This window comes from Micromonospora sp. NPDC051924 (assembly GCF_055586005.1).
The window spans coordinates 163,731-180,743 of sequence record NZ_JBVJJA010000008.1 but is presented as its reverse complement, the minus strand read 5'-3'; the positions used below and the strand labels follow the sequence as shown (position 1 = coordinate 180,743).

At 73.1% G+C, this 17,013-nt stretch carries 14 protein-coding genes; 4 read left to right on the top strand and 10 right to left on the bottom strand.

Annotation, left to right across the window (positions count from 1 at the left end):
* Nucleotides 1-6: 6 nt before the first annotated feature.
* From ACZ6S5_RS09270 to deoC, 7 genes are all read right to left on the bottom strand, one after another.
* Nucleotides 7-1,254: a cytochrome ubiquinol oxidase subunit I gene (locus tag ACZ6S5_RS09270; protein WP_465999386.1), complete on the bottom strand. Its 1,248-nt coding sequence runs from the start codon at nt 1,252-1,254 to the stop codon at nt 7-9.
* An 89-nt stretch (nt 1,255-1,343) separates the two neighbouring features.
* Complete coding sequence (locus tag ACZ6S5_RS09265) at nt 1,344-2,249, bottom strand: M56 family metallopeptidase (RefSeq protein WP_465999384.1); 906 nt, start codon at nt 2,247-2,249, stop codon at nt 1,344-1,346.
* 9 nt (nt 2,250-2,258) lie between these two features.
* The gene (locus ACZ6S5_RS09260) at nt 2,259-2,690 is read right to left on the bottom strand and encodes a BlaI/MecI/CopY family transcriptional regulator (protein ID WP_465999382.1); all 432 of its coding nucleotides are present in this window, start codon (nt 2,688-2,690) and stop codon (nt 2,259-2,261) included.
* Between the two features lie 46 nt (nt 2,691-2,736).
* The gene (locus ACZ6S5_RS09255; RefSeq protein ID WP_465999380.1) at nt 2,737-3,381 is read right to left on the bottom strand and encodes a hypothetical protein; all 645 of its coding nucleotides are present in this window, start codon (nt 3,379-3,381) and stop codon (nt 2,737-2,739) included.
* Nucleotides 3,382-3,471: 90 nt separating this feature from the next.
* Entirely contained in the window at nt 3,472-4,296 is an 825-nt protein-coding gene (locus ACZ6S5_RS09250) for an aldehyde dehydrogenase family protein (protein ID WP_465999378.1), read from the bottom strand.
* Entirely contained in the window at nt 4,289-5,719 is a 1,431-nt protein-coding gene (locus tag ACZ6S5_RS09245; RefSeq protein ID WP_465999376.1) for an aldehyde dehydrogenase family protein, read from the bottom strand. The genes ACZ6S5_RS09250 and ACZ6S5_RS09245 overlap by 8 nt, the downstream gene beginning before the upstream one ends.
* Before the next feature lie 5 nt (nt 5,720-5,724).
* Complete coding sequence (gene deoC / locus ACZ6S5_RS09240; RefSeq protein ID WP_465999374.1) at nt 5,725-6,684, bottom strand: deoxyribose-phosphate aldolase; 960 nt, start codon at nt 6,682-6,684, stop codon at nt 5,725-5,727.
* A 136-nt stretch (nt 6,685-6,820) separates the two neighbouring features.
* On the opposite strand from deoC, the gene upp reads away from it, so the two are divergent.
* Nucleotides 6,821-7,453: a uracil phosphoribosyltransferase gene (gene upp / locus ACZ6S5_RS09235; protein ID WP_465999372.1), complete on the top strand. Its 633-nt coding sequence runs from the start codon at nt 6,821-6,823 to the stop codon at nt 7,451-7,453.
* Between the two features lie 180 nt (nt 7,454-7,633).
* Nucleotides 7,634-8,311 carry a GOLPH3/VPS74 family protein gene (locus ACZ6S5_RS09230; protein ID WP_465999370.1) on the top strand — a complete coding sequence of 226 codons (678 nt, stop codon included), beginning with the start codon at nt 7,634-7,636 and terminating at the stop codon, nt 8,309-8,311.
* Nucleotides 8,312-8,391: 80 nt separating this feature from the next.
* On the opposite strand, the gene ACZ6S5_RS09225 is transcribed toward ACZ6S5_RS09230, so the two are convergent.
* Nucleotides 8,392-10,065 carry a phospho-sugar mutase gene (locus ACZ6S5_RS09225; protein ID WP_465999368.1) on the bottom strand — a complete coding sequence of 558 codons (1,674 nt, stop codon included), beginning with the start codon at nt 10,063-10,065 and terminating at the stop codon, nt 8,392-8,394.
* A gap of 49 nt (nt 10,066-10,114) precedes the next feature.
* Nucleotides 10,115-12,253 carry a serine/threonine-protein kinase gene (locus tag ACZ6S5_RS09220; protein WP_465999366.1) on the bottom strand — a complete coding sequence of 713 codons (2,139 nt, stop codon included), beginning with the start codon at nt 12,251-12,253 and terminating at the stop codon, nt 10,115-10,117.
* Nucleotides 12,254-12,462: 209 nt separating this feature from the next.
* Between ACZ6S5_RS09220 and ACZ6S5_RS09215 the strand changes: the two genes are divergently transcribed.
* Complete coding sequence (locus tag ACZ6S5_RS09215; protein ID WP_465999364.1) at nt 12,463-14,046, top strand: acyl-CoA mutase large subunit family protein; 1,584 nt, start codon at nt 12,463-12,465, stop codon at nt 14,044-14,046.
* 702 nt (nt 14,047-14,748) lie between these two features.
* Nucleotides 14,749-16,008 carry an amidohydrolase gene (locus ACZ6S5_RS09210; protein WP_465999362.1) on the top strand — a complete coding sequence of 420 codons (1,260 nt, stop codon included), beginning with the start codon at nt 14,749-14,751 and terminating at the stop codon, nt 16,006-16,008.
* Here ACZ6S5_RS09210 and ACZ6S5_RS09205 read toward each other — a convergent pair.
* Nucleotides 15,965-16,954 carry a DUF4349 domain-containing protein gene (locus ACZ6S5_RS09205; protein ID WP_465999361.1) on the bottom strand — a complete coding sequence of 330 codons (990 nt, stop codon included), beginning with the start codon at nt 16,952-16,954 and terminating at the stop codon, nt 15,965-15,967. The two genes, ACZ6S5_RS09210 and ACZ6S5_RS09205, sit on opposite strands and share 44 nt — an antisense overlap.
* Between the last annotated feature and the right edge of the window lie 59 nt (nt 16,955-17,013).

The following is a 17,013-nucleotide window of genomic DNA, read 5'->3' as shown; positions in this document are numbered from 1 at the left end:
GCTCCCTCAGGCGAACACGGGTTGCGGGCGGGTGTCGGTGTCGGGCGCCGGCGGCCGGCCGAGGGCGGGATCGGCTGCGCCCCGGGCGGCGTGCCGGGCCAGCAGCACCCAGTTGGTGACGGCGAGGGCGCCGAGCAGCAGGGTGAAGCCGATCAGCGAGGTGAGCATCAGCCCGGCGCCGACCGGCGAGACGGCCCGGTCGACCGGGAGCAGGCCGTACACCGCCCAGGGCTGCCGGCCGACCTCCCGGGCGATCCAGCCGAGGATCACCGCGACGAAGGGGAACGGCAGGGCGAGCAGGACCAGCCAGAGCGGGAAGCGGAGCCGGATGAGCCAGTCCCGCCAGAGCAGCGGGACGATCAGCAGGCCGAGGAAGAGGCCGAACCCGATGAGGATCATGAAGCCGAGGCCGACGTTGGACAGGGTCGGCGGAACGTAGTCGCCGGGGCCGAACTTCGCCGTCCACTCGGCGACCAGCGCGTCCCGGTCCGGCCCGCCGCCGAACTTCGTCGGCTGGACCTGGCCGGTCGGGCCGAACTGGGCGAAGCCGAAGCCGAGCAGCAGGACCACCGCGACCGCCGTGGTGAGCAGGCCGATCCGCAGGGACTTCCGGAAGAGCGCGAAGTCCGGGGTACGCCGGATCAGGTGGAACGCGCTCACCGCCGACATCAGCATCCCGCCGGTGACCAGGCTGGCCGCGACCACGTGGCCGAAGGCGAAGCCGAGCGTGGGGTTGGTGAGCAGCGCCCCGAAGTCGGTGAGGTGGGCGACGCCGTCGCGGATCTCGTACCCGACCGGGTGTTGCAGCCAGGCGTTGCCGACCATCACCCAGAACGCCGAGGCGTACGCGGTGAGCGCGACGCCCCAGAGCAGGGCGAGGTGCACGCCCTTGCGCAGCCGGTGCCAGCCGAAGATCCACATGCCGAGGAAGGTGGACTCCAGCACGAAGGCGAGCAGCGTCTCGACGGCCAGCGGCGCGCCGAAGACGTTGCCGACGTAGCGCGACAGGCCGCTCCAGTTCAGCCCGAACTGGAACTCCATCACCAGGCCGGTGGCGATGCCGAGCACGTAGTTGATCACGTAGAGCTGGCCCCAGAAGCGGGTCAGCCGCTCGTACACCGGCTTGCCGGTGACGAAGCCGGCGGTCTGCACCCCGACCAGCAGGGTGACCAGCCCGAGGGTGACCGCCACGAACAGGAAGTGGATCGACGTGGTGGCGGCGAACTGAAGGCGGGCGAGGAACAGGGTGTCCATGGCCGTGGCTCCCATGGGTCGGCTCGCTTGACGTAGTGAGCCTACACGTAGAGAGCCTACGCATGGGCCCCTGGGGGGCAGGACCGGGGTCAGCTCAGGAAGAGGGAGATCGGCAGGGCGACCAGGGTGGTCGCCACCGCCAGCGCGGTGCCGCCGAGCAGCCGGGGCGGCCGGTCGGCGATCAGCAGCCGCTGCACCCGTACGTCGAGGTCGCGGTCGCCGACGCCGAGCGCGCCGGCCGGGGTGACCCGGTGGCCGGCGGCGGCGAACCGGCGCAGCGCCCCGGCCAGCGGCGCCTCGGCGTGCAGCTCGCGGGCCTTGTCGTCGGCGCGCATCTCGACCAGCAGCGCCACCTGCTCGTGCGCGTCCCGGACCCAGCCGAACCAGGGCAGCGCCCGGCAGAGCGCGGTGAAGGGCAGCAGCACCAGGTCGTGTCGTTCCTGGGCGTGCGCGCGCTCGTGGGTGAGCACCGCCGCCAGCTCGGCCCGGTCCAGCAGGCTCAGCGTGCCGGCGCTCACCACCACCCGGGGGCGCACCCCCGGCAGGCAGTACGCCGCCGCGCTCGGGTGGTCGAGCACCAGCGCGCCGGGGACGGTCGGATCGCGGCGGGCGACCAGGCTGAGCAGCTCCCGGTGCCGGCGCTGGGCCCGCACCGTGCCGTGGATGCTGCGCACGGTCGTGGTGAGCAGCACCGCCCCGATGCCGAAGCCGATGCCGACCAGGCCCAGGTGCACCGCGCCCAGGCCGGCCGGCAGGGTGCCGTGGGCGAGGTCGTCGGCGAGGGCGACCAGGGCGCTCCCGGTCGGCCGGTTGTACGCGGCCAGCCCGACCGCCATCGGCAGGCCCATCGCGGAGAGGCCGAGCGCCAGCCCCACCGCCTGCCAGCACAGGATGGCCACGCGCGGCGCCCGCCAGGTCCACTTCGAGACGGTGAGGACCTGCGCGGTCAGCCAGCAGGCCAGGATGGTCGCGGCGAAGTGCAGGGCGTACGCCACGGCGGCCGCCTACCGGTCCGTCGCCTCGTCGGCCAGCGCCGGACGCCCCGCCCGCGGGTCCTCGACCCGGTCGGTGAGCCCGGCCTCGGCACCGAGCGCCGCGCGCAGCACCTCGGCCTCGGTCCCGGTCACCGAGCGGGCGAAGCGCACCAGCGCGGCGTCCCGGCTGCCGCCGAGGTCGAGCGCGTCGAGCATGAGCTGGGCGATGTGCGCCTCGCGGCTGGCGGCGGCCCGGTAGCGCCAGGCCCGCCCCTCGCGTTCGCGCTGCACCATGCCCTTGCCGGCGAGCCGGTCGAGCACGGTCATCACCGTCGTGTACGCCAGCTCCCGCCCGGCGAGGGCGTCGGCGACCTCCCGCACGGTCACTCCGTCCGACGTGCCGGGGACCGAGTCCCACAACACGTCCATCACCGCACGTTCGAGATCACCAAGCCGAGTCACCTGTTAATCCTACCTCGCGTAGTAGCTGGCGGCGGAGGTCGCCGTGCTACCCGAGCGCCAGGTCAGCCAGGCCCGTGAGCAGCAGCAGGACGAGGACGGGAGTGCCGATCGCCCAGCCGATGACGCCCGTGGTGAACAGCGGCCCGCTGATCCGCCGCTCCGCGGTTGCGGCGGGCGGGCGCGCCGACGTGCCGGGGCGGCGGGCCCAGGGCAGGCTGAAGTCGAGCGGGTCGTCGCGCCGGGCGGGCCGGACGAAGAGCCCTCCGGCGCAGGAGAGCACGGCCACCGAGAGCAGCACCGCGCTGAGCCAGGTGGGGTACAGGCCGGACGGGTCACCCCGCCCGCCGCCGACGCGGGCCGGTGCCAGTGGGGCCACCGCCCAGGCCAGTGCGGCGACCAGCACCCCGTACGCCAGGAGCAGCCCGACGGTGGCCCACGCCCGGCGGACCGGCAGCCCGGCCGCGGCGGCCGGCGGGGTGTGCAGGAGCGTGCCGATCGGCACCGCGACGAGGAAGAACACGATCTGGACGTACCCGTGCTCGTGCCAGTGCTGCCGTGCCGCCCGGGTCGGGGCGAAGTCACCGGAGAGGTCGACCAGCCACACCGCGAGGGCGGCACCGACCGCGAGAGCCACCAGGCTCAGCACGACGCGCGTGGCACGGCCCTCGGTCGCCGGGAAGGGGTTGATCACGACCAGCAGGGTAGGCCAGTCCCGCACCTGGGCGGAGACGCCGTCGGCCGGCGTCCCGGAACGGGAGCACCGGCCGACGGCAGAAATGGTTCAGACGCCCTTGGGGTGCCAGACCGTCTTCGTCTCCAGCAGCACGGTCATCCGGGTCACCCCGGGATCGGCGAACCAGTCGTGGTCGGCCGGGGCCGGCCGGAGTACCCGCTTGAGGTTCTCCGCCGCCTTGACCTCCAGCTCCGCCGCCAGCTCGGCGTCGGCAACCCCGGTGAGGTCGATCGCGTTGACGTCCATGTGCGCGGCCAGCGTCGGCACGGTCTCGCTGATCTTCCCGGTAAGGATGTTGACCACCCCGCCGGGCAGGTCGGAGGTGGCCAGCACCTCGGCCAGGGTCACCGCGGCCAGCGGCGCGGCCGCCGACGCGGCCACCACCACGGTGTTGCCGGTGACGATCGCCGGAGCGATCACGCTGACCAGGCCGAGCAGCGCCGGGGTCTCGGGGGCCACCGTGGCCACCACGCCCGTCGGCTCGGGCGCCGACAGGTTGAAGTACGGGCCGGCCACCGGGTTCGCCCCGCCGTACACCTGCGGGAGCTTGTCGGACCAGCCGGCGTACCAGACCCAGCGGTCGATCGCCGCGTCGACCTCGTCCGCCGTGGCGCCGAGCGCGATGAACTGGTCGCGCCGGCCCTCCAGCATCTCGGCGACCCGGTAGAGGATCTGCCCCCGGTTGTACGCGGTCGCCCCGGCCCAGCCCTTCACGGCGGCCCGGGCGGCGACCACGGCGTCCCGCGCATCCTTCCGGGAGGCCAGCGACACGTTGGAGTCCTGCACGATGTACGACCGTCCCGACTCGCTGCGCGGGAACTTCCCGCCGATGAAGAGCTTGTACGTCTTGCGTACCGCGACCCGCTCAGACATTGAGGTACGCCTCCAGCCCGTGCCGGCCGCCCTCGCGACCGTAGCCCGACTCCTTGTAGCCGCCGAACGGCGAGGTGGGGTCGAACTTGTTGAACGTGTTGGCCCAGACCACACCGGCCCGGAGCCGGTCGGCCGTCCACAGGATCCGGGAGCCCTTGTCGGTCCAGATCCCGGCCGACAGCCCGTACGGGGTGTTGTTGGCCTTCTCCACCGCCTCGGCCGGGGTGCGGAAGGTCAGCACCGACAGCACCGGGCCGAAGATCTCCTCGCGGGCGATCCGGTGCGCCTGGGTGACCCCGGTGAAGATGGTCGGCGCGAACCAGAAGCCCCGCTCCGGCAGGTCGCAGGCGGGCGACCAGCGCTCGGCGCCCTCGGCCGCGCCGGCGTCGGACAGTTCCCGGATGCGGGCCAGCTGGGCGGCCGAGTTGATCGCGCCGATGTCGGTGTTCTTGTCCAGCGGGTCACCGACCCGGAGCTGGGCCATCCGCCGCTTCAGCGACTCCAGCACCCGGTCCGCGACCGACTCCTGAACCAGCAGCCGGGAGCCGGCGCAGCAGACGTGCCCCTGGTTGAAGAAGATGCCGTTGACGATGCCCTCGACCGCCTGGTCGACCGGGGCGTCGTCGAAGACGATGTTGGCGGCCTTGCCGCCGAGCTCCAGGGTGAGCTTCTTGCGGGTGCCGGCGACCGCGCGGGCGATGGCCTTGCCGACCTCGGTGGAACCGGTGAAGGCGACCTTGTCCACGCCCGGGTGCTCGACCAGCGCCCGGCCGGTGTCGCCGGCGCCGGTGACGATGTTGACCACGCCGGCCGGCAGCTCGGCCTGCTGGCAGATCTCGGCGAAGAGCAGCGCGGTCAGCGGAGTGGTCTCGGCCGGCTTCAGCACCACCGTGTTGCCCGCGGCCAGCGCCGGGGCGATCTTCCACGCCAGCATCAGCAGCGGGAAGTTCCACGGGATGACCTGGGCGGCGACGCCCAGCGGCCGCGGGCTCGGGCCGAAGCCCGCGTAGGGCAGCTTGTCCGCCCAGCCGGCGTAGTAGAAGAAGTGCGCGGCGACCAGGGGCAGGTCGACGTCCCGGGATTCTTTGATCGGCTTGCCGTTGTCCAGCGACTCCAGCACGGCCAGCTCGCGGGAGCGCTCCTGGATCAGCCGGGCGATCCGGAACAGGTACTTGGCCCGGTCGCGGCCCGGCATCGGGCCCCAGACCTTCTCGTACGCCTTCCGGGCGGCGCGGACCGCGCGGTCCACGTCCTCGCTGCCGCCCTCGGCGATCTCGGCGAGGACCTCCTCGGAGGCCGGGTTGATCGACTTGAAGCTGCCGCCGTCGACCGGGTCGACGAACTTGCCGTCGACGAACAGCCCGTACGAGGGCTTGATGTCCACCACCGAGCGCGACTCGGGGGCGGGGGCGTATTCGAACATCGCGCTCAGTCCAGGGTGAAGTAGTCGGGACCGGCGTAGACGCCGGTCTTCAGCTTGGTGCGCTGCATGAGCAGGTCGTTCAGCAGGCTGGACGCGCCGAACCGGAACCAGTCCGGGTCCAGCCAGTCCGCGCCGACGGTCTCGTTGACCATCACCAGGTACTTGATCGCGTCCTTGGTGGTCTTGATGCCGCCGGCCGGCTTCACGCCGACCTGCCGCCCGGTCGCGGCGCGGAAGTCGCGGACCGCCTCCAGCATCACCAGGGTCACCGGCAGGGTGGCCGCGACCGGCACCTTGCCGGTGGAGGTCTTGATGAAGTCGCCGCCGGCCAGCATGGCCAGCCAGGAGGCGCGCCGCACGTTGTCGTAGGTGGCCAGCTCGCCGGTCTCCAGGATCACCTTGAGGTGGGCGTCCCCGCAGGCCTCCTTGGTGGCCACGATCTCGTCGTAGACCTCCTTGTAGTGGCCGGCCAGGAAGGCGCCCCGGTTGATCACCATGTCGATCTCGTCGGCCCCGGCCTCGACGGCGGCCCGGGTGTCGGCCAGCTTGACCTCCAGCGGGGCCTGGCCCGACGGGAAGGCGGTCGCCACGCTGGCCAGGTGCACGCCGGACCCGCGCAGCACCTCGGCCACGTACGGGACCATCGCCGGGTAGACGCAGACCGCGCCGACGTGCGGGCAGGACGGGTCGGCCGGGTCGGGGCGCAGCGCCTTCGCGGCGAGCGCCCGCACCTTGCCGGGGGTGTCGGCCCCTTCGAGGGTGGTCAGGTCGACCATCCGGATCGCCAGGTCGATCGCCTGGGCCTTGGCCGTGGTCTTGATGGAGCGGGTGCCGAGTTGCGCCGCCCGCTGCTCCGCGCCGACCTGGTCCACGCCGGGCAGGCCGTGCAGGAAGGTCCGCAGAGCGGTCTCGGATCGTCCCAGCTCGGAGAGGTCCGACCGGGCCGACGTCGCTGTCGCCGTCATGCCCCGAATACTACGCACCCGCGAGTCGAGTGATCTTGGTCACGCCGCCCGGGACGTGAGCGTCACACGTGAGCGGCGTCGCTGGTCAGCCGGCACCCGCAGTGCGCCCGGCCGGCGCGCGGTAGGTTGAGCGATCGTGGACGTACACGTCATTGACCATCCGCTCGCTCAGGCCCGGCTGACCGCCATGCGGGACGCCCGGACCGACTCGGCGGCCTTCCGGGCCGCGCTGCACGAACTCACCACGATGCTGGTGTACGAGGCCGCGCGCTCGTTCCCGGTCGAGAAGTATTCGATCCAGACGCCGGTCACCGCCGCCGAGGGGACCCGGCTGGCGAACCCGCCGCTGCTGGTTCCGGTGCTGCGGGCCGGTCTCGGTATGGCCGACGCCGCGCTCGGCCTGCTGCCGGAGTCGTCGATGGGCTTCGTCGGCCTGGCCCGCGACGAGGAGACGTACGAACCGCGCGCGTACATGGAGTCGCTGCCCCGGGACCTGACCGGCCTGCCGGTGCTGGTGCTCGACCCGATGCTGGCCACCGGCGGCTCGCTGGAGCACTGCTGCCGGCTGCTCGCCGACCGCGGCTGCACCGACATCACGGTGCTGTGCGTCCTCGCCGCGCCGGTCGGCATCGAGCGGCTGGAGCGGAGCGGCCTGCCGCTGCGCCTGGTCACCGCCTCCATCGACGAGGGCCTGAACGACAAGATGTTCATCGTCCCGGGCCTCGGCGACGCCGGCGACCGCCAGTTCGGCGGCATGCCCCGCTTCTGATCACGCGCACCGCCCGCGCCCCGGTCCGAGGCCGCTGAGCCCCGGCCCGAGGCCGCTGATTCACGGAAGAGGGCTCATTCCGCCTCGGACGGGCCCTCTTTCCGTGAATCAGGCCGGTGCCGAGAGCAGGTGGGCGAGTCCGGTGCGCGGGGGTGCGGGGAGGGGCTACCGTCTCGGGCCATGACTGGTGTTGCGCTCGCCGAAGAGCTGCTGCTCCTCGCGTACGACGACGAAACCGGCAAGGCGACCATGCCCCGGATCAGCCTGGATCTCGGGATGGCCGCCGCGGTGCTGGTCGAACTGGCCCTGGCCGGCCGGATCGCGTACGCCGAGGGTTCCCTGGCGGTGATCGACCCGGCCCCGACCGGCGAGCCCGTCGCCGACGCGGTCCTCGCCAAGATCGCCACCGACACCCCGCACACCCCGTCGTCCTGGGTGCAGCGGCTGCGGCACGGCCTGCGCGACCGGATCCTCGGCGACCTGTGCGGCCGGGGCGTGGTTCGGGACGTCGACGAGACCGAGCTGGGCTTCATCCACGTGCACCGCTACCCGGTCGCCGACGCCTCGGTGGAGGCGGACATCCGGCGCCGGCTGGCCGAGGCGCTGACCAGCGGGCAGCTCCCCGACGAGCGGACCGCCGCGCTCGCCACCCTGGTGGCGGTGCTGCGGATGGAGCCGGCGCTCGGCCTGACCGGGAACGCCGCCGAGGAGGCCGGCAAGCGCCTGGAGGAGATCGCCAGCAGTGCCGGCTTCTCCGGCGACGTGAGCCTGGACGACAGCGTCGTCCGCCCCTCCATCAGCCTGGTCATCGCCGCCCTGGCCCAGGCCGTCGACGCCGCCCTGGGCAAGCGCCCCTGACCTCCCGCCCTGTCGATCATGAAGTTGGCGGCGTCGGAAGTCGCTCTCCCCGCCGCTAACTTCATGATCGACGGGGTGGGTCAGAGGCCGAGGGCCTGGGCGATCTCGGCGCGGAGCGCCGAGACAGCGGCCGCGGCGCGGGTGCGGGCGGCGGGGACGTCGGCGTCCGTGACCGGCTCCACCACCTCGAGGTACGCCTTGAGCTTCGGCTCGGTGCCGGAGGGCCGGATCACCACCCGGGCGGCGTCGGTACGCAGGATCACCACGTCCGCCCCGGGCAGCAGATCGGAGGCCTCGGTGACCGGGTGCCCGAGCAGCGCGGTCGGGGTGGCCGCCCGGATCCGGGTCATCATGTCGGCGATCATCCGGAGGTCGTCCACCCGTACCGAGAGCTGGTCGGTGTGGTGCACGCCGAACTCGGCGGCCAACTCGTCCAGCCGGTCGGAGAGCGTACGGCCCTGGGCCTTGAGACCGGCGGCCAGCTCGGCGACGGTCAGCGCGGCGGTGATGCCGTCCTTGTCCCGGACGTGCTCCGGGGCGACGCAGTAGCCGAGCGCCTCCTCGTAGCCGAAGACCAGCGGTTCCGCCCCGCCACCGGCCCGGACGATCCACTTGAACCCGGTCAGCGTCTCGTCGTACGCCAGGCCCCGGGCGGCGCACATCGCTCGCAGCAGGGACGACGACACGATGGTGGTGGCGTACAGGCCGGTGACCCCGCGCCGCATCAGGTGGTCGGCGAGCAGCACGCCCACCTCGTCCCCGCGCAGCATCCGCCAGCCGCCCGGGGTCGCCTCGTCCGGGACGGCCACCGCGCAGCGGTCCGCGTCCGGGTCGTTGGCGATGGCGAGGTCCGCGCCGGTCGTGCCGGCCAGCGCGACGAGCTTGTCGACCGCGCCCGGCTCCTCCGGGTTGGGGAAGCTCACTGTCGGGAAGGCCGGGTCCGGCTCGGCCTGGTCGGGCACCACGCCCGGCACCGCGAACCCGGCCTGGGCGAAGGCGGCGGTCAGCACGGCGGCCCCGACCCCGTGCAGCGGGGTGTAGGCCACCTTCAGGTCGCGCGGACCGGTCGGGTCGACCACCTGGGCGGCCCGCTGCACGTACGCGACCATCAGGTCGTCGCCGAGCACCTCGCCGGCCGGGCCGAGCGGCACCTGGGCCAGCGGGCCGACCGCCCGGATGGCCGCCTCGATGCCGGCGTCGGCCGGCGGCACGATCTGCGCGCCCGCGCCGAGCACCCCACCGAGGCCGGCGCCCAGATAGACCTTGTAGCCGTTGTCCTGCGGCGGATTGTGGCTGGCGGTGACCATCACGCCGGCCACCGCGCCGAGGTGCCGCACCGCGTACGCGAGCACCGGGGTGGGCAGCGGGCGGGGCAGCAGCAGCGCCGGGCGGCCCGCGCCGGTGGCGACCTGGGCGGTGCGCTCGGCGAAGGCGCGCGAGCCGTGCCGGGCGTCGTACCCGATCACCAGCGGGCCCTCACCGCCCTGGTCGGCGAGCCAGCCGACCAACCCGGCGGCGGCCTGGGTGACCACGGCGAGGTTCATCCCGTTCGGGCCGGCCCGCAGCGGGCCGCGCAGCCCGGCGGTGCCGAAGGTCAGCGGCCCGGCGAACCGGTCGGCCAGCTCGGGGCCGCTGCCCGGCAGGCCGTCCAGGACGGCGCGCAGCTCGTCGCGGCTGGCCGGGTCGGGGTCGTCGTCCAGCCACCGCCGGGCCTGGTCGCGAAGGTCGTCAAGATCAGTGGTATCCGCCGCCATTGCCTCTTGATAGCACGGCGGCGGATCACCACGGTCCGTCGGCCTCGGCTCAGTTGCCCCCGCCGAGCTTGAACGAGCTCGCGATCGCGTCGAAGATCGGCCGGCTGGCGGCGAAGTCGGCGTCGTTGGCGGTCAGGTAGAACGAGTAGACCTTGCCGTCCTGCACGACGCCCAGCCACACCCCGTGCCGCTTGGTGTCGCCGTCGCCGCAGGTGTACTCGAACTCGGCGGCCGGCTTACCGGCCAGCGTCGTCTCGGTCATCGCGAGCTGCTCGTACGGCTTGACGCAGGACTTGGCCTTGGTCCGCAGGTTGCGCGAGGCGAACTCGGCCCAGCTCTTCGAGGTGCCGCCCCATTCCTCGGCGAGGACGCGCACCTTCCGGCCGTCCTGCTGGGGGTCCACGAAGTCGACGAACACGCCGCCGGTGTTCTTGTCCCAGCCCTTCGGCACCTGCAGGGTGACGCCCTTGACCGACTCCTCCCGCATGTCCACCGGGGGCGGGGCCTGGGCGCTGCCGGTGGGCAGCGAGGTCACGATCGGCGGCGGCTGCTTGTCGCCGCCACCGGAGAGAGCGATCACGCCCACCAGCAGCAGCACGGCCACCCCGCCCGCGACCGCCAGCTGCACCTTGCGCGGCCAGCGCTTGACCGTGCCGACGAGCTGTCCGGCACCCTTGCCCTGGCCGGGACCGCCGGCCGGGGCCGGGGCGGCCCACGGCTGGCCGGTGCCGGGCACCGACCACTGGTTGCCGGCGGCGGCTCCAGGTCGCGGCGCGACGTCAGACGCGCCGAGCGGGAGTTGCCGTGCGTACACCGGCTGGGTGGCCTCGACGCCCCGGCCGTAGACGGGCTGCGTGGCGTCCGGGTGGCCGGTGGCGATCCGCTGGGTGACCTCCGGGTACCCGCCGCCGATCCGCTGGGTGGCGTCCGGCCGGACGCCCGGCGTGAGCCGCTGGAGCGAGTCCGGGGTGCCGCCCATCCCCATCCGCTGGGTGGCGTCCGGCGAGGTGCGCTGGGTCGCCTCCGGCGCGCCGGCCGGCAGGGCGCCGGTGGGGGTGTGCAGCGGCCCGGCCAGCGCGTCGGCGCTGGTCTCGTCGAGCGCGGCGCCGCCGGCGGCGGCCGGCTCGGGACGCTCGCCCCGGCGGAGGGCGGCCAGGCGGTCGGTCAGCGACTCACCGGGGGCGATCATCGCCCGGCCGCCGATCTGCCCGCTGGGCTTGGGCTCGGGGGCGACCGGCAGCGCCGCGGCCGGCCGCTGCACCGGCACCACCGAGTACGGGTCGGTGACCGAGTTGACCGCGGTGGCGTTGCTGGTCAGCGGGCCGGCGAGCAGCTCGCGCAGCATGCCCCGGGCGGTGTGCACGTCCAGCCGGCGGGCCGGGTCCTTCTCCAGCAGGCCCATCAGCACCCGGGTCAGCGGGCCGCTGCGCTGGGGCGTGGCCGGCGGGTCCTCGACCACGGCGTGCATGGTCTCGATCGGGTCGCCCTTGTCGAACGGGGGACGCCCCTCCACCGCGGTGTAGAGGGTGACGCCGAGCGAGAAGAGGTCGCTGGGCGGGCCGAAGTCCTGGCCCATGGCCCGCTCGGGCGAGATGAAGTGCGGCGAGCCGAGGACCATGCCGGGGGTGGTGAGCTGCACATCGGTCGGCATCCGGGCGACGCCGAAGTCGGTCAGCACGCAACGGCCGTCGGAGCAGATCAGCACGTTGGCCGGCTTGACGTCGCGGTGCAGCACGCCGATCGCGTGCGCCACCTCCAGGGCGCCGAGCAACGCGATGCCGATCTTGGCGACCGTCCGGCGCGCGACCGGCCCGTCCTCGATCACCATGTCGGCGAGGCTGCGGGCGTCCAGCAGTTCCATCACGATCCACGGGCGGCCGCCCTCGGTCACCACGTCGTACACCTGGACCACGGCCGGGTGCTGGATCGCGGCGGCGGCGCGGGCCTCGCGCAGGGTCCGCTCGTACATCGCGTCGCGGTCGCTGGGCGCCAGACCTGGCGGGAGGACGACCTCCTTCACCGCCACGTCGCGGCGTAGCAGCGTGTCTGTCGCACGCCAGACGGTGCCCATGCCGCCGTTGCCCACCGGCGAGCGCAGCGAGTAGCGACCACCGATGGTGGTGCCGGGTGCCGCGCGTCCAGTGGGGGGACTGACTGGTCCGCCGCTCCACGTCGGGATCTGAGTCACAGAAAAGCCACCGGGGGATATCGAGGGGGCTGGGACACAACCCCCCTATCTTGCTGGTTCCGACGGCCGATGCGAAACCCGACGCGGCCGACCTTTACCTACTCGACCGTACGTGGCGGGCTACTCACCGGCCGGTCACCCCCCGGGGCGGCCCCGATTGTGCGGAATCCCTCACTCATCGATGTCTTCCGGCGTCCTACCATCCGGGGATGAGCGAACGGCGGTCGAGCGAGTCCGGTTTCCCGATCAAGGGCGTCTACACGGCGGAGGACCTGCCCGGGGAACTGGCGGAGCGGCTGGGTGCCCCGGGTGAGTTCCCGTACGCCCGCGGGGTCTATTCGACGATGTACACCTCCCGCCCGTGGACCATGCGGCAGTACGCCGGCTTCGGCACGGCCACCGAGTCCAACGCGCGCTACCACCAGCTGCTGCGGGCCGGCACGATGGGCCTCTCCGTCGCGTTCGACCTGCCCACCCAGATGGGCTACGACTCCGACGACCCGATCGCGCACGGCGAGGTGGGCAAGGTCGGCGTCGCCATCGACTCCATCGAGGACATGCGGTTGCTGTTCGACGGCATCCCGCTGGACAAGGTCTCGACCTCGATGACCATCAACGCGCCCGGCTCGGTGCTGTTGCTGCTCTACCAGCTCGTCGCCGAGGAGTCCGGGGTGCCGGGCTCGGCGCTCAACGGCACCATCCAGAACGACATCCTCAAGGAGTACATCGCCCGGGGGACGTACATCTTCCCGCCGAAGCCGTCGCTGCGGCTGGTCGCCGACACCTTCGCGTACTGCCGCAAGGAGGTGCCGAAGTGGAACACCATCTCCATCTCCGGCTACCACATGGCGGAGGCGGGCGCGACGCCCGCGCAGGAGATCGCATTCACCCTGGCCAACGGCGTGGAGTACGTCCGCGCCGCGCTGGCGGCCGGGCTGGCCGTGGACGACTTCGCCCCCCGGCTGTCGTTCTTCTTCGTCGCCCGCACCACGCTGCTGGAGGAGGTCGCCAAGTTCCGGGCGGCCCGACGCCTCTGGGCCCGGCTGATGCGCGACGAGTTCGGAGCCAAAAACCCGAAGTCGATGATGCTGCGGTTCCACACCCAGACCGCCGGCGTGCAGCTCACCGCCCAGCAGCCGGAGGTGAACCTGGTCCGGGTGGCGATCCAGGGCCTCGGCGCCGTGCTCGGCGGCACCCAGTCGCTGCACACCAACAGCTTCGACGAGGCGATCGCGCTGCCCACCGAGAAGGCGGCCCGGCTGGCCCTGCGCACCCAGCAGGTGCTGGCGTACGAGACGGACCTGACCGCCACGGTGGACCCGTTCGCCGGGTCGTACGTGGTGGAGGCGATGACCGCCGAGATCGAGACGGCCGCCGACGAGCTGATGCAGCGGGTCTTCGACCACGGCTCGGCGGTGGACGCGATCGAGGCCGGCTTCCAGAAGCGGGAGATCGAGCAGTCCGCGTACCGGATCGCGCAGGAGATCGACTCCGGCGAGCGGGTGGTGGTCGGGCTCAACCGGTTCCAGATCGACGAGGAGGAGCCGTACGAGCCGCTGCGGGTGGACCCGGCGATCGAGGCCGCCCAGGCGGAGCGGCTGGCCAAGCTGCGCGCCGAGCGGGACGCCGGCGCGGTCGAGCGGAACCTCGGCGAGCTGCGGGCCGCCGCCGAGGGCAATGCCAACGTGCTCTACCCGATGAAGGAGGCGCTGCGCGCCAAGGCCACGGTCGGCGAGGTGTGCGGGACGCTGCGCGACGTGTGGGGGACGTACCGGCCGAGCGACCGGTTCTGACCTGCTCCGGCGGCGGCCCGCGCCGGCACCTTCCCCGGTGCCCGGCGCGGGCCGTCGCTCGTCTCCAGGGGTGACCCCTGACCTGGGCGGATGCTCTCGTCACGGGGCTTTGCGCGGGCGTACAGTCGATGGTCTCCCCGCGCACGGGCGGGGCGGTGACGGCTCTGCGAAGGTGCCGGCGGGCTCATGCCTGCCGGCCGCCCGGCGGCACCTTCGGTGCGGACCTCCCGGGCGACGCCGCCCGGCCCGGCTCCCGGCCGTAGGGCAGTGCGGCCCGCCGCCGGGCACGTGTGCGGATCGGGAATGCGGGTAACCCGATCGGGTGATCGTGACGGACAGCGTGTGCGGTCGCAGTTCGGGCCGACATGTCACCGTCGGGAGTTGCTCGGCAGCCGACCGTTGTCACGCAATTGTCGGAGCGGCAGTTAATCGCCGCGACTAATGCGACAATTCGGAACGATGGCCCGGGATTTGTGACCGCTGAATCGGTTACGCGTTGTAGGAGGTGTGGGACAGATGACGGCGCTCAACCCCGATCTACCTGCTGTCCCGCAGATATTCGAGCCCTCCCACCAGGGCATTCGTGACGCTGTGCGGTCCGACCGCTACGCGAAAGATGTTGCACAGCGTCACCGCCGAAGGTCTAGGCTGTCTGCTGTTCTCCCCGAAGATCCATCCATCTCTAGTGATCGAGAATTCGACGTGACGAGTGCGTTGACGCTGCCTTCCGGCAGCCCACTGGCGTCGTCCTGGCCGGAGACGCCATCCGGGTCCCAACCCCTGCCCTTCGAGCTGGACCACCTGCTTGCCCTCCGGGTACCCGGGCTCATCGCCACCCGCCGTCACATCCACTCCCACCCGGAGCTGTCCGGCGAGGAGTTCGAGACGGCCGCCCTGATCCACCGGGAGCTCTCCCTCGCCGGGCTGAACCCGCGACTGCTCCCCAAGGGCAACGGCGTCATCTGCGACATCGACGGGCGTCCGGACGGCCCGGTGATCGCGCTCCGCGCCGACATCGACGCGCTGCCGCTGACCGACCCGAAGGACGTGCCGTACCGGTCCACCGTGGACGGGGTCTGCCACGCCTGCGGGCACGACGTGCACACCACGGTGATGCTCGGGGTCGGCATGCTGCTGGCCCAGCTCGCCGACCTCGGCCAGCTCGGCGGCCGGGTCCGGCTCATCTTCCAGCCGGCCGAGGAGATCCTGCCCTGCGGCTCGCTGGAGGTCATCGAGGCCGGTGGCCTGGACGACGTGGTGCAGATCTTCGCCGTGCACTGCGACCCGAACCTGCCGGTCGGCAAGGTCGGCCTGCGGGTCGGTCCGATCACCGCCGCCGCCGACAACGTCACCGTCCGGCTCACCGGCCCCGGCGGGCACACCGCCCGGCCGCACCTGACGGTCGACCTGGTCGACGCGCTCGGCCGACTGGTCACCGAGGTGCCGACCCTGGTCAGCCGCCGGGTGCCGGCCAACAGCGGGCTGCTGCTGGTGTTCGGCCACGCCTCGGCCGGCACCCGCTACAACGTCATCCCGTCCGAGGCGTGCGCGGCCGGCACACTGCGGGTGATGGACCGCGACACCTGGGACCAGGCCCCGAAGATCGTGGCCCAGGTGGTCCGCGACGTCATCGCCCCGACCGGGGCCACCGTGGACCTGGAGTACCTGCGCGGCCGGCCGCCGGTCACCAACGACGCCCGGGCCATCGGCGTGCTCACCGCCGCCACCGCCGCCGCCCTCGGCCCCGAGGGGATCGCGGAGACCCCGCAGAGCATGGGGGGCGAGGACTTCTCCTGGTACCTGGAGCACGTGCCGGGCGCGCTCGCCCGCCTCGGTGTCGGCCGGAACGGGCCCAACGTGGACCTGCACCGGGCCTCGTTCGATGTGGACGAGCGCGCCATTCCGGTCGGCGTACGCCTCATGGTGCAGACCGCGTTGCGGGCACTGGCGGCGGCCCGCTAGGCGCCGGACCATTCACCGGACCGGCCGGTCCCGGCACCGCCGGGGCCGGACCGGCCGGCGGACCGCGTCGGGCCCGGCGACGGCGCGCCCGGCGGACCAGCAGCACCACCGGTACGCCGATCACCAGCGCGAACGGCAGCAGCGCGCCCAGCACGGTGAGCAGCACGAAGAACGTGGTGACGAAGACGTTCCAGCCGCCCTTCAGCCCCACCAGGAAGCCGAGTTCGGGCCCCTGGTCGGCAGTGGTGTCGTCCGGGCCGAGGAAGGTCACCGTGATCGTGGAGAGCGCGGTCAGGTCGGCCAGCCGGCGCTTCTTCGCCTCCAGCGACGCCAGGTCGGCCTCCCGCCGGCCCACCTCGTTCTCCAGCGTGACCAGCTCGTTGATCGTGCTGGCCCGGGCCAGCAGCTTCCGGGCGCTGTCCACCCGGGCACGCTGGGTGGCGATCCGGGCGTCCAGGTCGACGGTCTCCTCGGTGACGTCCTGGGTCTGAATCTCGCGCCGCTCCTGCTTGCCGAGCCCGGCCAGCTGGTCGATGACCGTGGTGAACCGGTCCGCCGGCACCCGCAGGGTCAGCTCGGCCCGGGCATCCGCGGACTCGCTGCTGCGCTGGTCGCCGCCGACGAAACCGCCCGCCGCCGTCACCCGGTCGGTCGCCTCGCGGGCCGCCCGGTCGACGTCCTCGACCCGGACCTGCATGGTCCCGGTGTAGATGATCGACCGCTGGTCCACCCGCAGGTCCGCCCCGCCTGAGCCGGTCGCGGCCGGCGCCGCCTTCTCTGGAGCCCCGCCGGCACCCGCGTTCGCGGCCCCGCCGGCGGCGGGCGCCCGTCCGGAGTCCGACGCGCTGTTCCCGCCGTCCGCGCCGCAACCCCCCGCGACCAGTACCGCGGCCAGTCCCACCACCGTGAACAGCACGCCCCGGCGGCGTCTTGCTCTTCCGCTCATGTCCCCGCTCCACTCGTCGACGACCCCGCGCCGGGGTCGATACCTCGGACGCGACGCGT